Here is a 16875-nt window from a genome sequence, read left to right on the forward strand (position 1 = left end):
ATAGAAGGAGGTGGACAGCCGTGCAGGGCCTGATTCTGCAACTCACACGGGCAGGCTTTCTGCTCCTCTTGTGGCTGTTCGTCTGGGCAGTCCTGCGCACGCTGCGGTCGGATATCTACGCCGGCTCCGGAGTGCGTGTTCCTCAGCGGTACACACGCGCCGGGAAAGTCCTCCCCTCCCTCGGTAAAACGAAGGTGCCTCGCTATCTGGTCGTCACACAAGGCGCTCTCGCCGGCACTCGCATCACGTTGGGTTCGCAACCCGTCATGATCGGTCGCGCCGACGATTCCACGCTGGTCCTGACCGATGACTACGCGTCGACGCGCCATGCGCGGCTCTCCCAACGCGGGGCCGACTGGTACGTCGAAGATCTTGGTTCCACCAACGGCACTTACCTGGACCGCGCCAAGGTCACCACGGCTGTGCGGGTCCCGTTGGGTACCCCGGTCCGTGTCGGCAAGACGGTAATCGAGTTACGCCCGTGACCCTTGTTCTCCGCTACGCGGCGCGCAGCGACCGTGGTCTGGTGCGCTCCAACAACGAAGATTCCGTGTACGCGGGTGCTCGCCTCCTGGCTCTGGCCGACGGTATGGGCGGCCACGCGGCCGGTGAAGTTGCGTCGCAGCTGATGATCGCGGCGCTTGCGCATCTCGACGACGACGAGCCCGGCGAGGATCTGCTCGGCAAGCTAGAGGTGGCAACGCGTGAGGGCAACGACTCCATTGCCGATCATGTCGAGGAAGAACCTGAACTCGACGGCATGGGGACAACGCTCACCGCGATTCTCTTCTCGGGCAGCAAGCTCGGCCTGGTGCATATCGGTGACTCGCGCGCGTATCTGCTGCGCGACAACCATCTGACGCAGATCACCCGCGACGACACTTTTGTTCAGTCCTTGGTCGACGAGGGCCGGATCACAGCAGAACAGGCACACACTCACCCGCAGCGGTCGCTGATCATGCGCGCGCTGACGGGCAACGAGATCGAGCCGACGCTCACCATGCGCGAAGCCCGCGCCGGCGATCGTTATCTCCTGTGCTCCGACGGATTGTCCGACGTGGTCAGCGACGAAACCATCGAGAACACGATGCGCGAGGGCTCGCAGGAAGAGTGCGCGGACCGACTCATCGAGTTGGCCCTGCGCAGCGGCGGTCCGGACAACGTCACCGTCGTCGTGGCCGACGTCATCGACCTCGATTACGGACAGTCACGTCCCATCGTCGCGGGCGCCGCGTCCACCGAGGAAGAAGAGTTCACTCCTCCTCCCAATACCGCTGCCGGACGCGCTGCCGCTATGCGTCCACCGCGCGCGACACCCAAACGTGTTGTTTCCCAACCTGAACCCGAGCCGAAAAAGAAGCGGAACCGGTTGTGGTGGGTGGTTATCGCCGTTGTGCTGCTCGCGGTGATCGGAGTTGGCGCCGTCATCGGACGCACCGTTATCCGCAACAACTACTACGTCGGAGCCGACGAGGGCCGCGTCACGGTGCTGCGCGGAATTCCCGGTTCAGTCCTCGGTTACTCGCTGCAGGAAGCTGACCTGATCGGGTGCGTCGGCGACGACGACGTCCTGACGCTTGTCTCCCCGAACGAGATCCCGAGCGATTGCAACGTCCTCGAGGTGACCGATCTGCAACCGTCGGCGCAGGAACAGGTCAGGGCCGGGCTGCCGTCTGGCAATCGTACGGACGCGCAGAGCCAGATGATCCGGCTCATCGGCGGCGACCTTCTGCCTCGTTGTGAATCGATTCCGTCCACCACGACTTCGGCGACTCCGACGCCGCCGCCGGTGGGAACAGCGGTGGTTCCGACTACCGAAGCGCCGCCGCCACCGGTAGAGCCTGTGCCTCCCGTGGCAACAACCACCACTCCGACACCGACACCGACCGGAATTCCCGGTCAGACTTGCAGGACGGTCAACTGATGTCGTCCAACGCCACTGCTGGGACGGCTTTTCCGAGCCCGCCCGGAGGTTTTGCTCCGGCGCCGGTCCAGTCCACTCGGCGCAACATGGAACTGATGCTGCTCGGGTTTGCAGTCATCATCACCACGGTGTCACTGCTGCTGGTGGAGGCAAGCCAGGAGCAGAAGATCACTCTGGATCTGGCGAAGTACGCGCTGGCGTACACGGGTCTGTTCCTGATTGCGCACTTGGCGATCAGGCGATATGCGCCGTACGCGGATCCGTTGCTGTTGCCGATCGTGGCATTGCTCAACGGCCTCGGCCTGGTCCTGATTCACCGTCTGGACCTGGCCGACCAACAGACTGCGCTGTACAACGGCGTCGAAGCACCATCGCCGGACGCTAACCAGCAGGTCATGTGGACGGCCTTGGCGATTGCGGGTTTTGTTCTGCTGCTGGTGTTCTTGAGGGACTACCGGTTGATGGCCCGGTTCAGCTACACGCTGGGTCTGGCCGGACTGGTGTTTTTGGCGATCCCGGCAATCCTGCCGGCGAAGTTCTCGAGTGTGAACGGCGCGAAGATCTGGATTCGCCTGCCCGGATTCAGTATTCAGCCTGGTGAGTTCGCCAAGATCCTGCTGATCATCTTCTTTGCGTCGGTCCTGGTTGCCAAGCGCGATCTGTTCACCACGGCCGGCAAGCACTTCCTCGGCATGGACTTTCCGCGTGCCCGCGATCTCGGTCCGATCCTGCTCGCCTGGATCGTGTCCGTCGGGGTGCTCGTGTTCGAGACCGACCTCGGTACGTCGTTGCTGTTGTTCAGCACGGTGCTGGTGATGCTGTACATCGCCACCGAGCGCGTGGGGTGGCTCGTGATCGGTGGCGGACTGCTCGCCATCGGATTCTTCTTCGCCTACAAGATGTTCGGCCACGTCCGCGTGCGCGTCGACACCTGGCTGGACCCGCTCGGCGACTACGCCAACACCGGTTATCAGATTTCACAGTCGCTGTTCGGCCTGGCCACGGGCGGTATCGCCGGTACAGGCTTGGGCAGTGGCCGGCCCAATCAGGTGCCGTTCGCCAAGACCGACTTCATCATCGCGACCATCGGCGAAGAGTTGGGGCTCATCGGCCTCGCTGCTGTCTTGATGTTGTTCCTGATCCTGATCGTTCGTGGCCTGCGCACGGCACTGGCCGTGCGTGACAGCTTCGGCAAGCTGCTTGCCGCCGGCTTGTCGTTCACCATCGCGATCCAGATCTTTGTCGTCGTCGGCGGCGTCACCAAGCTGATTCCGCTCACAGGTTTGACGACGCCATTCATGTCGTACGGCGGTTCGTCGCTTCTCGCGAACTACCTCCTGATGGCCATCCTCATCCGAATCTCCGACGCAGCCCGCGCGCCGGTAGTTGCCAAGAAGAAGGGTCCGCCCCCTATCGCCGACGCCAATACCGAGATGATGCCGCGCGTATGAACATTCCCCTACGCCGCGTCGCGATGGCCGTCATGTTGATGGTTGTCGCACTCCTCGCCAACGCGACTTACGTTCAGGTCATCAAAGCCGATGACCTGCGGGCCGACCCCCGCAACTCGCGGGTGCTGCTCGACGAGTACTCACGCCAGCGCGGTCAGATCTCCGCTGCCGGTCAGGTACTGGCCTCGTCCAGCATCACCGAGGATCGGTACAAGTACCTGCGCGAATACCCCAATCCGTACCCGTACGCGCCGGTGACCGGCTTCTACTCGATGCAGTACGGCAGCACCGGCCTCGAGCGCACCGAAGATCCGATCCTCAACGGTTCGGACAACCGGTTGTTCAGCCAGCGATTCTTCGATCTGGTGTCCGGTCGCGATCCGCGCGGCGGAAACGTCGTGACAACTCTCAATCCGGCAATGCAGCAGGTTGCCTACGACCAGTTGACCAGCAAGGGCTATACCGGTTCCGTCGTTGCGATCGAGCCGAGCACCGGCCGAATCCTGAGCATGGTGAGCACACCGAGCTACGACCCGAACCTGCTTGCGGGCCACGACGGCGCCGAGACGACAAAAGCGTGGGACGAACTGAACGCTGACCCAGCCGATCCGTTGGTGAACCGGGCGATTTCCCAGACCTACCCGCCCGGCTCGACGTTCAAGGTGATCACCACCTCGGCTGCGCTCACGAACGGTGCTACCCCGGAGGATCAGTTGACTGCGGCGCCGCAGATCACGCTGCCCGGAACCAGCACCACGCTCGAGAACTACAACGGAAGCACCTGCGGATCCAATCCGACGGCGTCGCTGCGTGACGCGTTTGCGCGTTCCTGCAACACCGCATTCGTCGAGCTGGGTATCAAGGACGGCGCCGACGCCATCAAGGACGAAGCCAAGGCATTCGGCATCGGCCCCAACACTCCCGCCATCCCGTTGTCGGTCGCAGACAGCACCGTCGGCGACATCCCCGACGACGCGGCCCTCGGACAGACCAGTATCGGTCAACGCGACGTCGCTGTGACGCCGCTCGAGAATGCCGTGATCGCCGCTACCGTCGCCAACGGCGGTGTGCGGATGGCTCCAAATCTGATTTCCCAACTGCAGGCACCGGACCTGACCGAACTCAGTGCACCGGCCCCGGTATCGATGGGCCAGGCGATTTCACCGACGGTGGCGGCAACTCTGACCGATCTGATGATCGGTTCGGAGAACTTCACCGGCGGCGAGGGCAAGATCCCCGGCGTCCAGATCGCATCCAAGACAGGCACCGCCGAGCATGGCGTGAATCCGCGCGAAACACCGCCGCATGCCTGGTACATCGCGTTTGCACCGGCTCAGAATCCGACGGTTGCAGTCGCCGTCATCGTCGAGAACGGTGGCGACCGCGGACTTGCCGCTACCGGTGGCTCGGTGGCTGCACCGATCGGTCGAGCAGTTATCGCAGCCGGAATACAAGGGGGCTGAACCATGGCGTTGAACAATGGCGCTTTGATCGCCGATCGTTACCGACTGAACCGTCTCATCGCCACCGGCGGTATGGGACAGGTCTGGGAAGCCACGGATTCCCGGCTCAATCGACGCGTTGCCGTCAAGGTACTCAAGTCCGAGTTCTCGTCCGATCCGGAGTTCTTGGAACGTTTCCGGTTCGAGGCGCGCACCACAGCGCAGCTGAATCATCCTGGCATTGCCGGTATTTACGATTACGGCGAGACTCGGGACAGCTCAGGCGATTCCACTGCCTACCTGGTGATGGAACTGGTCAACGGCGAACCGCTCAATGCCGTGTTGGCGCGCGTCGGCCGCCTTGCGGTTCCCCATGCGCTGGACATGCTCGAGCAGACCGGTCGGGCCCTGCAGGTTGCGCACGATGCAGGTGTGGTGCACCGGGACGTCAAGCCGGGCAACATCCTCATCACACCCGCAGGTCAGGTCAAGATCACCGATTTCGGTATCGCGAAGGCCGTCGAGAGCGCGCCTGTCACGCGCACCGGAATGGTGATGGGCACCGCCCAGTACATCGCTCCCGAGCAGGCCCTCGGCCAGGACGCCACGTCGGCCAGTGACGTGTACTCGCTGGGAATCGTTGGTTACGAAGCACTTTCAGGCCGTCGCCCGTTCACCGGCGACGGCGCTTTGACCGTCGCAATGAAGCATGTCCAGGAGATTCCGGCTCCGATGCCGGCCGACCTGGCGCCCAACATCCGCGAACTCATCGACATCACGTTGACCAAGGACCCGGCCGGTCGCTACGCAAACGGTGGCGAATTCGCCGACGCCGTCGCAGCCGTCCGCGCTGGAAGGCGTCCGCCGCCACCAGGATTGGGCCAGGGCGGCACGCTGCCCCCGACGGGCGCCACTCAGATAATGCCCCCGACCGCCGGCTACGCGGGTCCGGCCGCGATGGCCGCTGACGATGCGGCCGCAGCAGGTGGACTGACCAGTGGCCAGAAGGCGATGGCGTGGGCCGGCGGTGGTTTGATCGCTCTGGCGTTGATCATCGGCGGCGTGTGGATCGCGACGGACGGCCCTGACAATTCCTCGCCGGCCGTCGTGACGTCGTCGACAACCACGCGTCCCACGACGACAACAACGCGGCCGACGACAACAACGACGCGTCCCACCACCACCACAACCGTCGAGCCGACCACCACGACAACGCGGCCGACGACAACAACGACCGAGCCGACCACCACGACAACAACGGTGCCGACTACGACGACCACCACCGAGCCGACCACCACAACGACCACAACCACCACGACAACTACAACCACCACGACAAACGCTGCAGAAGAACCGCTAGGACAAGACGAATGACGACACCTCGTAATCTCTCCTCCCGATACGAGCTGGGTGAGATTCTCGGCTTCGGTGGAATGTCCGAGGTTCATCTGGCACGCGACCTCCGCCTCAGCCGAGATGTAGCCATCAAGGTCCTGCGGGCCGACCTCGCGCGCGACCCTACGTTCTACCTGCGATTCCGTCGTGAGGCACACAATGCTGCCGCACTGAATCACCCAGCGATCGTGGCCGTCTACGACACCGGTGAGGCCGAGACCGACGCCGGACCGCTGCCGTACATCGTGATGGAGTACGTCGATGGCGACACCCTGCGTGACATCGTGCGCAGCAACGGCCCGATGGCGCCGCGTCATGCGATGGAAGTGATCGCGGACGTCTGCGCCGCACTCGACTTCAGTCACCGCAACGGCATCGTCCACCGTGACGTGAAGCCGGCCAACATCATGATCAACCGCGCCGGCGCCGTGAAGGTGATGGACTTCGGTATCGCCCGAGCGATCTCCGACGCGTCCAGCCCGATGACGCAGACGGCTGCCGTGATCGGCACCGCCCAGTACCTCTCACCCGAGCAAGCTCGCGGCGAGCAGGTCGACGCACGTTCGGACGTCTACTCGCTCGGCTGTGTGCTGTACGAGGTCCTGACCGGTCAGCCGCCGTTCTCCGGCGACTCTCCCGTTGCCGTGGCGTACCAGCATGTCCGTGAGGATCCGCCGACGCCGTCGGAGATCAACCCCGACATTCCGCGCGAGCTGGATTCGATCATCCTCAAGGCGATGAGCAAGAACCCCGCCAACCGTTACCAGAGCGCGGGCGACATGCGAAGCGATCTGGTTCGGGTGCTTGGCGGCCAGCGTCCGAGCGCGCCGATGGTGATGAACGACGAGGATCGCACCACGATTCTCGGTGCCGTCGGCAGCGAGACCGGAAATCTCCGCACCGCAGCTGATCCCGTTGCTCCCGTCACCACCGCCGCCGCGAGTAGGCGGGCACCGGAGCCGCCGGCCAAGAAGAAAGGTCTGCGCTACGCGTTGATGGGCTTCGCCGCCGTCATCGTCATCGCGTTGATCGGAGCCTTCCTGTGGCAGGTGAACTCGCCGAAGACGGAAACCGTCGCCGTGCCGACGGGCCTGACCAATCAGCCCGCCGATTCCGCGGAGGCGACTCTCCGCAACGCCGGCTTCAACGTCGAGCGGCAGAACAAGACCGACAAGGTTGTTGCGCCGGGCAATGTGATCACCACGCGCCCGGTCGGCGGAGTCAACCTCGAAAAGGGCAGCACAGTCACGCTCGACGTCTCCACCGGACCGGAGCAGGTCGCCATCCCGCGCTTGACCGGATTGAGTCAGGACGACGCCGAACGCAAACTCACCGCCATCGGCCTGCGACTCGATCCCACGATCGGTCAGGCCGCGTCGACGATCGCCGAGGTGGACAAGGTTGTCGGTCAAGATCCGGCGGTCGGGGTTTCGGTTGTTCTCGATTCGGCTGTCTCGATCACCGTCGGTTCCGGTCCCGAACAGGTCCGCGTTCCCGATGTCACTGGCCAGCGTGAAGAGGTGGCGCGACCCAACATCGAAGGTGCCGGATTTGTCGTTCAGATAACCGAGATCGACTCAGGCCTGCCTGCAGGCCAGGTCGTCTCCACTGATCCCGTCGGTGGAACGTCTGCCACCAAGGGCTCGACGGTGACGCTTCGGGTGTCAAACGGCAACAAGATCGCGATTCCCGATCTCACCAACAAGACCGTCTCCGAAGCGTTGACCACGCTGCGTGCAGCCGGTTGGGCGGGAACGGCCGGCCAGTTGGTGCAGACGCAGACCACCACACTGATACCGGAAATGGTCGGCAAGATTCTCTCGCAGACTCAGCCCGCCGGGTCCGAGATCTCCAAGGACGCGGTCGTCACGGTCAGTGTGGGAGCGTTGGGAATTCCCAACCGATAGTTCAGAGTCGGTAAATCAGAGTATTGCCGGCAGGGCTCCACCGAGCGCCGACGCGACCTCAGCTTCGAGGGCAGCGACAAGCGCTTCCGGTGGAGCCTCGCCGCATACCGTCAACCAGTTGGCCAGCATCCGATGCCCACCCTGCGTGAGGACGGATTCGGGGTGGAACTGCACGCAGTGAATGGGAAGTTCGCGGTGGCGCATCGCCATCACGACGCCACTCTCGGTGTGCGCGGTGATTTCCAGTTCGTCGGGAATGGTGTCCTCGAGGACCGTCAGCGAGTGGTAGCGCGTCGCAGTGAACGGATTGGGCAAACCGGCCAGTACGCCGACGTTCATGTGAAGAACCTTGCTCGTTTTTCCGTGCAACAACTCCGGTGCACGGTCCACGGTGGCACCGAAAGCCGCGCCGATCGCCTGATGGCCGAGGCAGACACCGAGTACCGGCGTCTTGGTTTCGGCACATACCTTCACCAGGTCCATGGTCACTCCCGCACGCTGCGGAGTGCCGGGGCCGGGGCTCAGGAGAATGCCGTCGAACTGCTCTGCAGCCGCATGAAGCCCGCCCGGAGCGGTCAGTCGCGGATCGTCGTTACGCCACACCACGGCTTCGGTTCCGAGCTGACCCAGGTACTGAACCAGGTTGAACACAAAGCTGTCGTAGTTGTCGACGACGAGAATCCTCATAGGAGCAGGGTAAACGCCCGAGCTAACCGCCGGTGTACGCGGGCACTGTGATCTCGCCCGAACTCGCCTGGGTATAGCCGAGACCGAACCTGGTGGCGTACTGCTTGAACACGCGAATTCCCGGTTCGCCGGCCAACGCCGCCTCGAGCTGTTCGGTGTTGCCGATCGCTCGCATCACGTACGGCGGGCTGTACGTCCGACCATGCAGGAGCAGCGTGTTGCCGATACACCGCGGCGCCGACGTGTTCACGATTCGCTGGTCCTGCATCCCGACCGCTTCGGCTCCGCCCGCCCACAGAGCGTTCAGGACACTCTGGACGTCCTGCTGATGGACCACGAGGTCGTCCGGGGTGGCGTCGACGGGATACTTGCCATCCGCATTGCGCGGAGCGTCGGTCATGGTGACGACTACACCGGGACCGGTCATGGCCGTCAGACCCGCGTCGACGGCCATCGCGTCGAGTTGCGCAAGCGCCTCGGCAACGCCGTCGTCGGACCGCGCGGCCTCCACTTGCAGTTCATTCAGTTGCGCCGAGAGTTCGTCGCGCGTCGAGGAGATACCGTCGGCGTTTGCCTGTGCGCTGCGCACAAGATCGGAGAGCCTGGTGCTGTCGGTGACCTGAAGCTGATTTTCTTCGGCCGAACGCGAAGCGGTGGCGACCATCAGTCCCGCCACGAGGCAGACAACAAGGACACCGACGCGCCAGAAGGTGCGTGACCCGGTGTTGCGTGACCCGGTGGACCTGACGGTTTGTCCCACGTCACTCTCCTAGTTCCTGTCCTGGTTCTTCCTCTGTCATGCCCAGTCGGCCCGTGACCGGCCGGACCCAGCTACGTTAGCGTGTAGGTACACATATGCAGGTCACACCGTAAGAGCGAGGACGTTATGCCCAAGTCGAAGGTACGCAAGAAGAACGACTACACGATCAACCCGGCGAACCGCACTCCGGTCAAGGTGAAGATGGGTCCGTCGAGCACGTTGTACGTGTCGGTGATGCTCGGTTTCATGCTTGTCGGATTGGCATGGTTGATTGTGTATTACTTGGCCGCAGATTCGATCACATGGATGAACGACTTGGGAGCGTACAACTTCCTGATCGGCTTCGGTTTCATGGTTGTCGGACTCATCATGACCATGAAATGGCGTTGACCTGCGCGTTCTCGATTTAGTCCTGATCGTGACCGGCTTTCAATTACATGGGTGTCATTCATCCCCAGTGTGGATAACTCCTGTGGACAACCTAGGAAGTTATCCACATGCTCGAGGATGAATTTCATCCACAGCCTCGTGACAACGGCTCGGACGTAGTCTCGTGGGCCACTCCGATGGGTGCTGTCTACGCGATGTTTGCGGGTGGAATCGCGCTTGCGATCGCCGCGATCGTGGTGCCGACGGAGACTGCCGGACGGTTCCTTCTCGCCCTTGCCGTGATCGGATTGTTCGTGATGGCCGGGCTCGCCCTGAAGCAGCGTCCGCGACTCGCCGTGATCGACGACAACGGCACCCCAGCTATCGCCGTGCAGCGTCTACTAGCGCGCCACGTGTTTCCCCGGCCACAGATCGACCGGGTGCGCCTGGTGCGCTACCCGCGTCTGGGTCGACGCGTCCCCATGCTCGAGATCGACATCGTGGACCGTGCGACCGACACCGAGAAACTGTTGATCTTCGGACGCTGGGATCTGGGCACCAACCCCGAGGATGTCCTCGAGGTGCTCACAGTCCACGGCTTGGTGCCGCCCGAGAAGTAGAGTCGAGCGGTGAGTAGTCCGGAGAGCGCAGAGCGCGATCGCCTTCTCGACCTAGCTGCCGACTACGTGCTCGAGTTCGGCGTCTCCTCTGCAACGCTCCGCGGGTTGAGCCGCGCCCTCGGCTCCAACAATCGCATGCTGCTGTACTACTTCGGGAGCAAGGCCGGTTTGCTCCTCGAGGCACTACGCCGCGCCGGGCTTCGCTTTTCCGGAATAGCCCACCTCCTCGATCTGATCCGCGATTCCGAGATCCCCATCGCGGACCGTCTCCACGGCGCGTGGGACATCCTCGCCGACCCCGAACTTGTTGCCTACCATCGGCTCTTCTTCGAACTCTTCGGAGTGGCCGCATTCGACTCGGAGCAGTACCGACCACTCCTCGAGGGCGTCGCAAACGAGTGGGCCGACGAAACCGCCCGTGCCATAGCCGAAACCGGCGTCGACGCCGAACTTGCCGAAACTTTGGGACACGAAATCGTGGCCGCGTGGCGCGGGTTCCAGATGACGCTGATCGGCGGTGGGGACAGCACACTGGTCAATCGCGCCGCTCGGCATCTGACGGAGTCGATCATCGCTGCTGCGGAACCGATTACATAGCCAGCGCCGCAAGGTCCGGTTGGACGATGTCGAGGGCCTGCTGCGGAACCGCGACGGCTTCGGTCGACCATCCCCAGATCGAGTACAACTCACGGTTCGGATCGGTGTATCCGTCACGGCCGTGCAGCACGCGGTAGTTGTCGATGCAGATCATCTCGCCGGCCTCGGCGCGAAACATCGGTCCGCTGTCACGCACGTGAGTCACCGTCTCGCTCCATCTACGGACCATCGGCCACTGCGCATCTTCGGATTCACCCTCGATCGGCGCGAGGAAGGGGTGGTATCGCGCCTGCTCACGACCACTGGCAACCGTCCTGGCGATGGGCGAGAACGTGGACTGCTGAAAGTTCGGTTCGGAATGGTCGATGTCCACGCTCCAGCAGAAGTCCGCGAGCTCCGCCGTGGACGGATCCAGTGCCAGCAGTCTGGTGAGTTTGACCGCATCGATCAGGAACGAATCTCCACCACTGGGAAGCGCCGGCTGCTTGCACCACAGGAACAGATAATCGGGCGCGTAGTCGCCAAAGGCAAAGCCGTCGTTGTGTGCCGTCATACGGTCCGGCGACATGTCGAAATACCGCTTGCGGCCACGCTTGTCCACCGGCTGCTCGTCGACAACAGCAGCTTCCGCGTCCTGGCTGCGGGCTGTTGCCTCGAACTGGCGTCCGACGCGAATGTACTTGTCACCGAGCAACTTCGACGCAAACGCAATGGCGTCGGTTTCCGTATGCAATCCGCCGAACACCGCGGCGCCGTCAAGCGCGATGGCTGCCCGAACTGCCGCCACGGTGTCCACGCGCCGGGGAACGATACTGGCCGTGGTCAGTTGAGAAGAGAACATTCGTGACTCCCTACGTCGAGTTGAACCAAGTGGTTCAACTCGAGAGTAGGGAGGTGGGATTTCGCCGATGTAACTCCGGAAATCGATTCGGTTACGACTGGCGGCGCTCAGATCACCTTGCCGGGGTTCATAATTCCGTGCGGATCCAGAGCATTCTTGATCGCATGGTGCATCGCGACCACGGCCGGCGAGAGTTCCTGGGCCAGACCACCCATCTTGAGGAGGCCGACGCCGTGCTCACCGGTGACGGTTCCACCCAACTCGAGGGCGTTGTCGATGATCTCGGCAAAAGCGGCCTGGGCACGCGCACGGGCCGCCTCGTCGTCGTGCGGCGTGATCAACAAGGGGTGCAGGTTGCCGTCACCGGCGTGAGCGATATTCGCGATGTGGGTGTCGTGCCGAGCCGAGATCTGTTCGATGCGGGCCAACATTTCCGGAACCGCGGCCTTCGGGACGCAGATGTCCTCGGTCAGCACTGGGCCCAGTCGCTCGAGCGCCGGATACGCGAGACGACGAGCCGAGAACAGCGCGTCGGCTTCTTCCTGGTCAGTGGAGCGGGCACTCCACGTAGCGCCGGAACGGTTGAAACACGCCAACATTCGCTCGGCTTCGGCGTCGCCGATCTCACCGGGAGTGTCGATCCGTCCGAGGAGCACCACCTCGGCATCGGCGGAGAGGCCCATGTTCTTCCACGCGTCGACGGCCAGCAGGCATTGCCGATCGATCAGTTCGAGGGCTGACGGTGTGAGACCTTCTGCGGCAACGGCTTCGACAGCTTTGCCGGCGGCAACAATGGAGTCGAAGTAGCCGACGATGGTGCGTTCGGGATCGCGCTGAGGGCGAAGTTTCACGGTTACCTCGGTGATCACGCCGAGAGTGCCCTCCGATCCCACCATAAGTGCCGAAAGATCGAATCCTGCAACACCTTTGGCTGTACGACGCCCAAGGCGAACGAGTTCGCCGGTGCCGGTGACCACCTGCATCCCCAACACGTAGTCCTTGGTGACGCCGTATTTGACGCAGCACAGACCGCCCGCGTTGGTCGCGACGTTACCGCCGATAGTCGACCACGGGGCGCTGGCCGGGTCCGGCGGGTACCAGAGGCCTTGCTCGGCGCAGGCCTCACGCAGGTGATCGTTGACCACGCCGGGTTCAACGACAGCCAACCGCTCGAGAGTGTTGATCTCCTTGATGGCGTTCATCGCGTCGAAGGCAATCACCACACCACCGGAGACGGCATTGGCTCCACCGGACAGCCCCGTTCCGGCGCCACGCGTCACCACCGGCGCACCGTGCGCGATGCAGGCGCGGACAACGGCCTGGACCTGCTCCGCGGTGCGGGGACGCACAACGGCAACAGGCATGGCGTACGGAGCCCATTCGGCATCATCGTGCGCGTAGCTCGCCATGATGTCCGGATCGACGATCAGGCGATCCGCATCGATCTGCGAGCCGATCGCCTCGAGGAGCGCGGCGGAATCGACGGTGGCCTGATCAAGCGGAGTCATAATTCCACGATAGTGACACCCGAAATGCCAGCCCATGTAGATTTACTCCAGGAAATCGGCGAATGCATGGGCTATTTCTCCATGCGCGGGAGTGACAATGCACGAACAATGGCTACAGATGCTCCTGACCGAGGCATCAACGGATGAACTGATTGCTCATCGTGATCAACTCGCCGAGGCCGCACCTCTCGGCGCGGTTCACGACATCGAACAGGCAGCACGATCCGCTCTCCAACTGCGCAGCCTCCTCGCCCAGCGCCGCCAGCGCGCCACCGAACTGTCCGCTCTCAACGACATCGCAACACTGTTGACCACGATGCACGACCATCACGCGCTACTGCAGGAAATCGTAGACCAGGCAAAACGACTACTCGGAGTAGATCTCTCGTACCTCGCGCTCATTCACGGCGACATCCTGATCATCGAAGTGACCAGCGGCGCGTATACGTCACAGCTACTCGGACTCACCGTCCCGTTCCGCGAAGGCCTCATCGGACGCGTTGTCGAAAACTCCTCTCCCGCATGGACACCGGACTACCGCAATGATCCGTCGTTTGCGCACATCGGCCCCGCCGACGACGCCGCTCGAGCCGAGAACATGCGCGGACTGCTGGCCGTTCCATTGCAGGTCGACGGCAAGATCCTGGGCGCGTTGTGTGCCTGCAAGCGCCAGGAGCGACGCTTCGGCAACGAGGAAGTTGCACTACTGTCCGCACTTGCCGCTCATGCGTCAGTGGCTATCGAGAATGCCCGCCTCCTCGAGCAGTACCGCGCGACGGTCGCGGAAGTCAACGCCGCCAATACCGAACTTGCCAAGCGCACAGCACTTCTCGAACAGACTCTGACGTGGGACCGCTCGCTTACCCAAGTTGTGTTGCGCGGCGGAGGAGTTCGCGAACTGGTGCAGGAGGCGTCGGCGTCGACGCGATGCCCGGTGTTCTTCGTGACCGGCCCGGCCGAAATCCCGTCAGGACTGCAGCACCTGCGTGGCAGTGTGGTGCGCGCCTTCGAAATTCTGGCCGCAGATCGACGTGAACAAGCGCTGACTCTGATCGACGGGGATCAGTTCCTGTTTGCCGTCGAGGTCCGCAGCGCCGGGGATCGCCTCGGCGTGCTGTTCCTGACTTCACGCCAAGATCCCACTGCGGCAATGCGATTGGTTCTCGAACGCTCGGCCCCGGCCGTAGCGCTGGCGCTGGTCGGCGAGCGTGCGGCCCGGGAAGCCACCCGCCGCGCCCGCGACGCGTTCCTGGTCGACCTCATCACCCGGCCGGCACCGACGCCGGCCGAGGTGACGGGGCAGTTCCGGCTGGCCGGTCTCAATCCGGACCGCTCGTACACCGTGGCGGTGGCCCGCCCTGCCGACGCCGTCGAACGAACGCGTCGGAGCATCGAGGAGATCACCTTTCCTCCGGGAACCGTTGTTGCCGAACATGGTTCCCGCGTCATTGCCATGATTCCGGGCATGACACCCGCCGAGGTCGCTGCCGCCTGGGTACAACCACCTGAGAATCCCACCGTCGGTATCGCCGATCCAGCCGTCGGCGGAGAAGGTCTGGCACGGGCATACGTGGAGGCACAGCGCACCGTCGACGTTCTCGAGACTCTAGGCCGAGAATCACAGGTCGAGGCCGCGAGTTCGCTCGGCATTTATCGAATCCTGCTCAGCCGCACCGGCCGAGACGAACTGGAAATGCTGACGCAGCGGTCCCTGGGGCCGCTCCTCGAGGAGGAAACCCGGCGCGGTGTTCCGTTGCTGGACACCCTTGCGTCGTACCTGGCTCACAGTTGCCGGCACTCCGCGACGGCAACTGCCCTCGCGATCCACGCGAACACCCTGTATCAACGACTCGAATCCATCGACCGATTGATCGGCGCCGAATGGCGTCAGCCGGACCAGGCGCTCGATCTTGCGCTCCTGATCCGGCTGCGTGCCAGTGTGGGGAAGCTCGGTCAAATCTGAGCAGGATTGTCCGATCGCTTTGCCAACATCACAACAAGGGTTGCAGCACAGAGCATCACGCCGCCCACCACCCACAGGCCCGCCTTGGCGTTTCCGGTCACATCGGTGAGCCATCCCGTGATGTACGGAGCGCCGAAGCCCGACGCGTTGCCGATGGAGTTGATCATCGCGATACCGGCGGCCGCACTCGCTCCCGTGAGGAACGTGGTGGGCAGGTACCAGAAGACCGGCAGCGCGCACAGAACGCCCACAGCGGTGAGCGATACGGCGATCATGACGGTGAACGGCGAATCCAGGTACAGCGCAATCGGAATAGAGACGGCACCGAGGAGCGTCGGCGCGGCCACGTGCCACATCCGCTCACCGGTCTTGTCGGAGTGGCGGCTCCACAGCACCATCGCCACGGCACCGATTGCGTAGGGAACTGCCACGATCAGGCCGGTCTCCATGAGCGAGAAGTCGGTATCGAATGTCTGCTTGAATCCGGCGACGATGCTGGGCAGGAAGAAACTCAGGGCGTACAGGCCGTACGTGATGCCGAAGTACACCAAACCGAATCCGATGACCCGCGGATCACGCAGTGTCTTGGCGGCCGACCGGTGACCGGCGTCGCCGAGTTCTCGTTCCTCGTCTTCCATCGATCGCATGAGCCACGTGCGCTCTTCCAGGGTCAACCACTTGGCGTCGGCGGGTCGATCGGTGAGATAGAACCACACGACAAACGCCAGGATCACCGCGGGTAAGCCCTCGATCAGATACATCACGCGCCACCCGGCCAGGCCGAACAAGCCGTCGCCGTACTGGATGATCGCAGCGGACAGCGGTGCGCCGAGGGCCGACGACAGGGGAAGTGTCAGCAGGAACAGGCCCATCAAACGAACGCGGTACTTCTTGGGGAACCAGAATGTCAGGTAGAGCAGCACGCCGGGGAAGAAGCCGGCCTCGGCGATACCCAAGAGAATTCGCAGGAAGTAGAGACTTCCCACATTCGGTACAAAGGCCAGAGCCGCGGCCAGAATGCCCCAGGTGAGCATGATGCGCGCGATCCACAAGCGTGCGCCGAAACGGTGGAGGGCCAAGTTACTCGGCACCTCGAACAGGAGATAGCCGACAAAGAAGAGGCCGGACGCGAGCCCGAACATCGTCTCGGTCATGCCGAGGTCGGCGCTCATGGTGAGCTTGGCAAACGCGATGTTCGTACGATCCAGATAGTTCACGAAATAGAGCAGGATCAAGAACGGAATGAGCCGCCTGGCTACCTTCTTCACCACACGAGATTCGATCTCGCTTGGCGCAACTCCACCGTCAGGGGTGGCGCGATCGGTGGAGGTCATTGCGGGTGGTACTCCTAAGAATGGCCGGAAGCATCGCTTCTACTTACGTGACTCGAGCCACAGTAGAATTCATTGCT

15 protein-coding genes are annotated in these 16875 nt (G+C 63.1%); 10 read left to right on the forward strand and 5 right to left on the reverse strand.

All coding sequences use genetic code 11. The annotated features are described in order from the left end of the window. Positions 1-20: 20 nt before the first annotated feature. Genes RG2_RS25280 through pknB form a run of 6 tightly spaced genes read left to right on the forward strand, consistent with a single transcriptional unit; the run spans position 21 to position 8119 of the window. Positions 21-485: an FHA domain-containing protein FhaB/FipA gene (locus tag RG2_RS25280; RefSeq protein ID WP_033235336.1), complete on the forward strand. Its 465-nt coding sequence runs from the start codon at positions 21-23 to the stop codon at positions 483-485. Then, a complete protein-coding gene (locus RG2_RS25285; RefSeq protein WP_033235335.1) occupies positions 482-1924 on the forward strand; it encodes a PP2C family protein-serine/threonine phosphatase in 1443 nt (480 codons plus the stop codon). The genes RG2_RS25280 and RG2_RS25285 overlap by 4 nt, the downstream gene beginning before the upstream one ends. Then, on the forward strand, positions 1924-3375 hold the full coding sequence (locus tag RG2_RS25290) for an FtsW/RodA/SpoVE family cell cycle protein (protein ID WP_033235334.1): 1452 nt from the start codon (positions 1924-1926) through the stop codon (positions 3373-3375). Before RG2_RS25285 ends, RG2_RS25290 begins: the two co-directional genes overlap by 1 nt. Next, positions 3372-4838 (forward strand): peptidoglycan D,D-transpeptidase FtsI family protein, encoded by a 1467-nt coding sequence (locus RG2_RS25295; RefSeq protein ID WP_033235333.1) that lies wholly within the window; start codon positions 3372-3374, stop codon positions 4836-4838. The genes RG2_RS25290 and RG2_RS25295 overlap by 4 nt, the downstream gene beginning before the upstream one ends. A gap of 3 nt (positions 4839-4841) precedes the next feature. Continuing rightward, positions 4842-6191 carry a protein kinase domain-containing protein gene (locus RG2_RS25300; RefSeq protein WP_033235332.1) on the forward strand — a complete coding sequence of 450 codons (1350 nt, stop codon included), beginning with the start codon at positions 4842-4844 and terminating at the stop codon, positions 6189-6191. Further along, on the forward strand, positions 6188-8119 hold the full coding sequence (pknB, locus tag RG2_RS25305; RefSeq protein ID WP_033235331.1) for a Stk1 family PASTA domain-containing Ser/Thr kinase: 1932 nt from the start codon (positions 6188-6190) through the stop codon (positions 8117-8119). Before RG2_RS25300 ends, pknB begins: the two co-directional genes overlap by 4 nt. Positions 8120-8134: 15 nt before the next feature. On the opposite strand, the gene RG2_RS25310 is transcribed toward pknB, so the two are convergent. Then, positions 8135-8806, reverse strand: coding sequence for an aminodeoxychorismate/anthranilate synthase component II (locus RG2_RS25310; protein ID WP_033235330.1), 672 nt, complete (start codon positions 8804-8806; stop codon positions 8135-8137). A 22-nt stretch (positions 8807-8828) separates the two neighbouring features. After that, entirely contained in the window at positions 8829-9470 is a 642-nt protein-coding gene (locus RG2_RS25315) for a DUF881 domain-containing protein (protein WP_080711785.1), read from the reverse strand. Positions 9471-9692: 222 nt separating this feature from the next. Between RG2_RS25315 and crgA the strand changes: the two genes are divergently transcribed. From crgA to RG2_RS25330, 3 genes are all read left to right on the forward strand, one after another. After that, a complete protein-coding gene (gene crgA / locus RG2_RS25320; protein WP_033235329.1) occupies positions 9693-9956 on the forward strand; it encodes a cell division protein CrgA in 264 nt (87 codons plus the stop codon). Positions 9957-10063: 107 nt separating this feature from the next. Beyond that, positions 10064-10555, forward strand: a complete 492-nt coding sequence (locus tag RG2_RS25325; RefSeq protein ID WP_033235328.1) for a PH domain-containing protein — start codon at positions 10064-10066, stop codon at positions 10553-10555. 9 nt (positions 10556-10564) lie between these two features. Further along, complete coding sequence (locus RG2_RS25330; RefSeq protein ID WP_051730599.1) at positions 10565-11152, forward strand: TetR/AcrR family transcriptional regulator; 588 nt, start codon at positions 10565-10567, stop codon at positions 11150-11152. On the opposite strand, the gene RG2_RS25335 is transcribed toward RG2_RS25330, so the two are convergent. Beyond that, the gene (locus tag RG2_RS25335) at positions 11145-11993 is read right to left on the reverse strand and encodes a TauD/TfdA family dioxygenase (RefSeq protein WP_033235327.1); all 849 of its coding nucleotides are present in this window, start codon (positions 11991-11993) and stop codon (positions 11145-11147) included. The two genes, RG2_RS25330 and RG2_RS25335, sit on opposite strands and share 8 nt — an antisense overlap. A gap of 107 nt (positions 11994-12100) precedes the next feature. Next, complete coding sequence (locus tag RG2_RS25340) at positions 12101-13501, reverse strand: FAD-binding oxidoreductase (RefSeq protein WP_045066097.1); 1401 nt, start codon at positions 13499-13501, stop codon at positions 12101-12103. Between the two features lie 97 nt (positions 13502-13598). Here RG2_RS25340 and RG2_RS25345 point away from each other — a divergent pair, with 97 nt between their 5' ends. Next, positions 13599-15464: a helix-turn-helix domain-containing protein gene (locus RG2_RS25345; protein WP_033235326.1), complete on the forward strand. Its 1866-nt coding sequence runs from the start codon at positions 13599-13601 to the stop codon at positions 15462-15464. On the opposite strand, the gene RG2_RS25350 is transcribed toward RG2_RS25345, so the two are convergent. Beyond that, the gene (locus RG2_RS25350; RefSeq protein WP_033235325.1) at positions 15455-16798 is read right to left on the reverse strand and encodes an MFS transporter; all 1344 of its coding nucleotides are present in this window, start codon (positions 16796-16798) and stop codon (positions 15455-15457) included. The genes RG2_RS25345 and RG2_RS25350 overlap by 10 nt on opposite strands. Positions 16799-16875 lie beyond the last annotated feature (77 nt).

It is taken from the genome of Rhodococcus globerulus NBRC 14531 (assembly GCF_001894805.1).
GTDB lineage: Bacteria > Actinomycetota > Actinomycetes > Mycobacteriales > Mycobacteriaceae > Rhodococcus_F > Rhodococcus_F globerula.

Bases quoted from the DNA above. Each gene is read 5' to 3' on its own strand.
- RG2_RS25350 (WP_033235325.1), bottom strand. From the start codon at position 16,798: ATGACCTCCACCGATCGCGCCACCCCTGACGGTGGAGTTGCGCCAAGC.
- RG2_RS25315 (WP_080711785.1), bottom strand. From the start codon at position 9,470: ATGGTCGCCACCGCTTCGCGTTCGGCCGAAGAAAATCAGCTTCAGGTC.
- RG2_RS25325 (WP_033235328.1), top strand. From the start codon at position 10,064: ATGCTCGAGGATGAATTTCATCCACAGCCTCGTGACAACGGCTCGGAC.
- RG2_RS25340 (WP_045066097.1), bottom strand. From the start codon at position 13,501: ATGACTCCGCTTGATCAGGCCACCGTCGATTCCGCCGCGCTCCTCGAG.
- RG2_RS25290 (WP_033235334.1), top strand. From the start codon at position 1,924: ATGTCGTCCAACGCCACTGCTGGGACGGCTTTTCCGAGCCCGCCCGGA.
- RG2_RS25295 (WP_033235333.1), top strand. From the start codon at position 3,372: ATGAACATTCCCCTACGCCGCGTCGCGATGGCCGTCATGTTGATGGTT.
- crgA (WP_033235329.1), top strand. From the start codon at position 9,693: ATGCCCAAGTCGAAGGTACGCAAGAAGAACGACTACACGATCAACCCG.
- RG2_RS25335 (WP_033235327.1), bottom strand. From the start codon at position 11,993: ATGTTCTCTTCTCAACTGACCACGGCCAGTATCGTTCCCCGGCGCGTG.
- pknB (WP_033235331.1), top strand. From the start codon at position 6,188: ATGACGACACCTCGTAATCTCTCCTCCCGATACGAGCTGGGTGAGATT.
- RG2_RS25310 (WP_033235330.1), bottom strand. From the start codon at position 8,806: ATGAGGATTCTCGTCGTCGACAACTACGACAGCTTTGTGTTCAACCTG.
- RG2_RS25300 (WP_033235332.1), top strand. From the start codon at position 4,842: ATGGCGTTGAACAATGGCGCTTTGATCGCCGATCGTTACCGACTGAAC.
- RG2_RS25345 (WP_033235326.1), top strand. From the start codon at position 13,599: ATGCACGAACAATGGCTACAGATGCTCCTGACCGAGGCATCAACGGAT.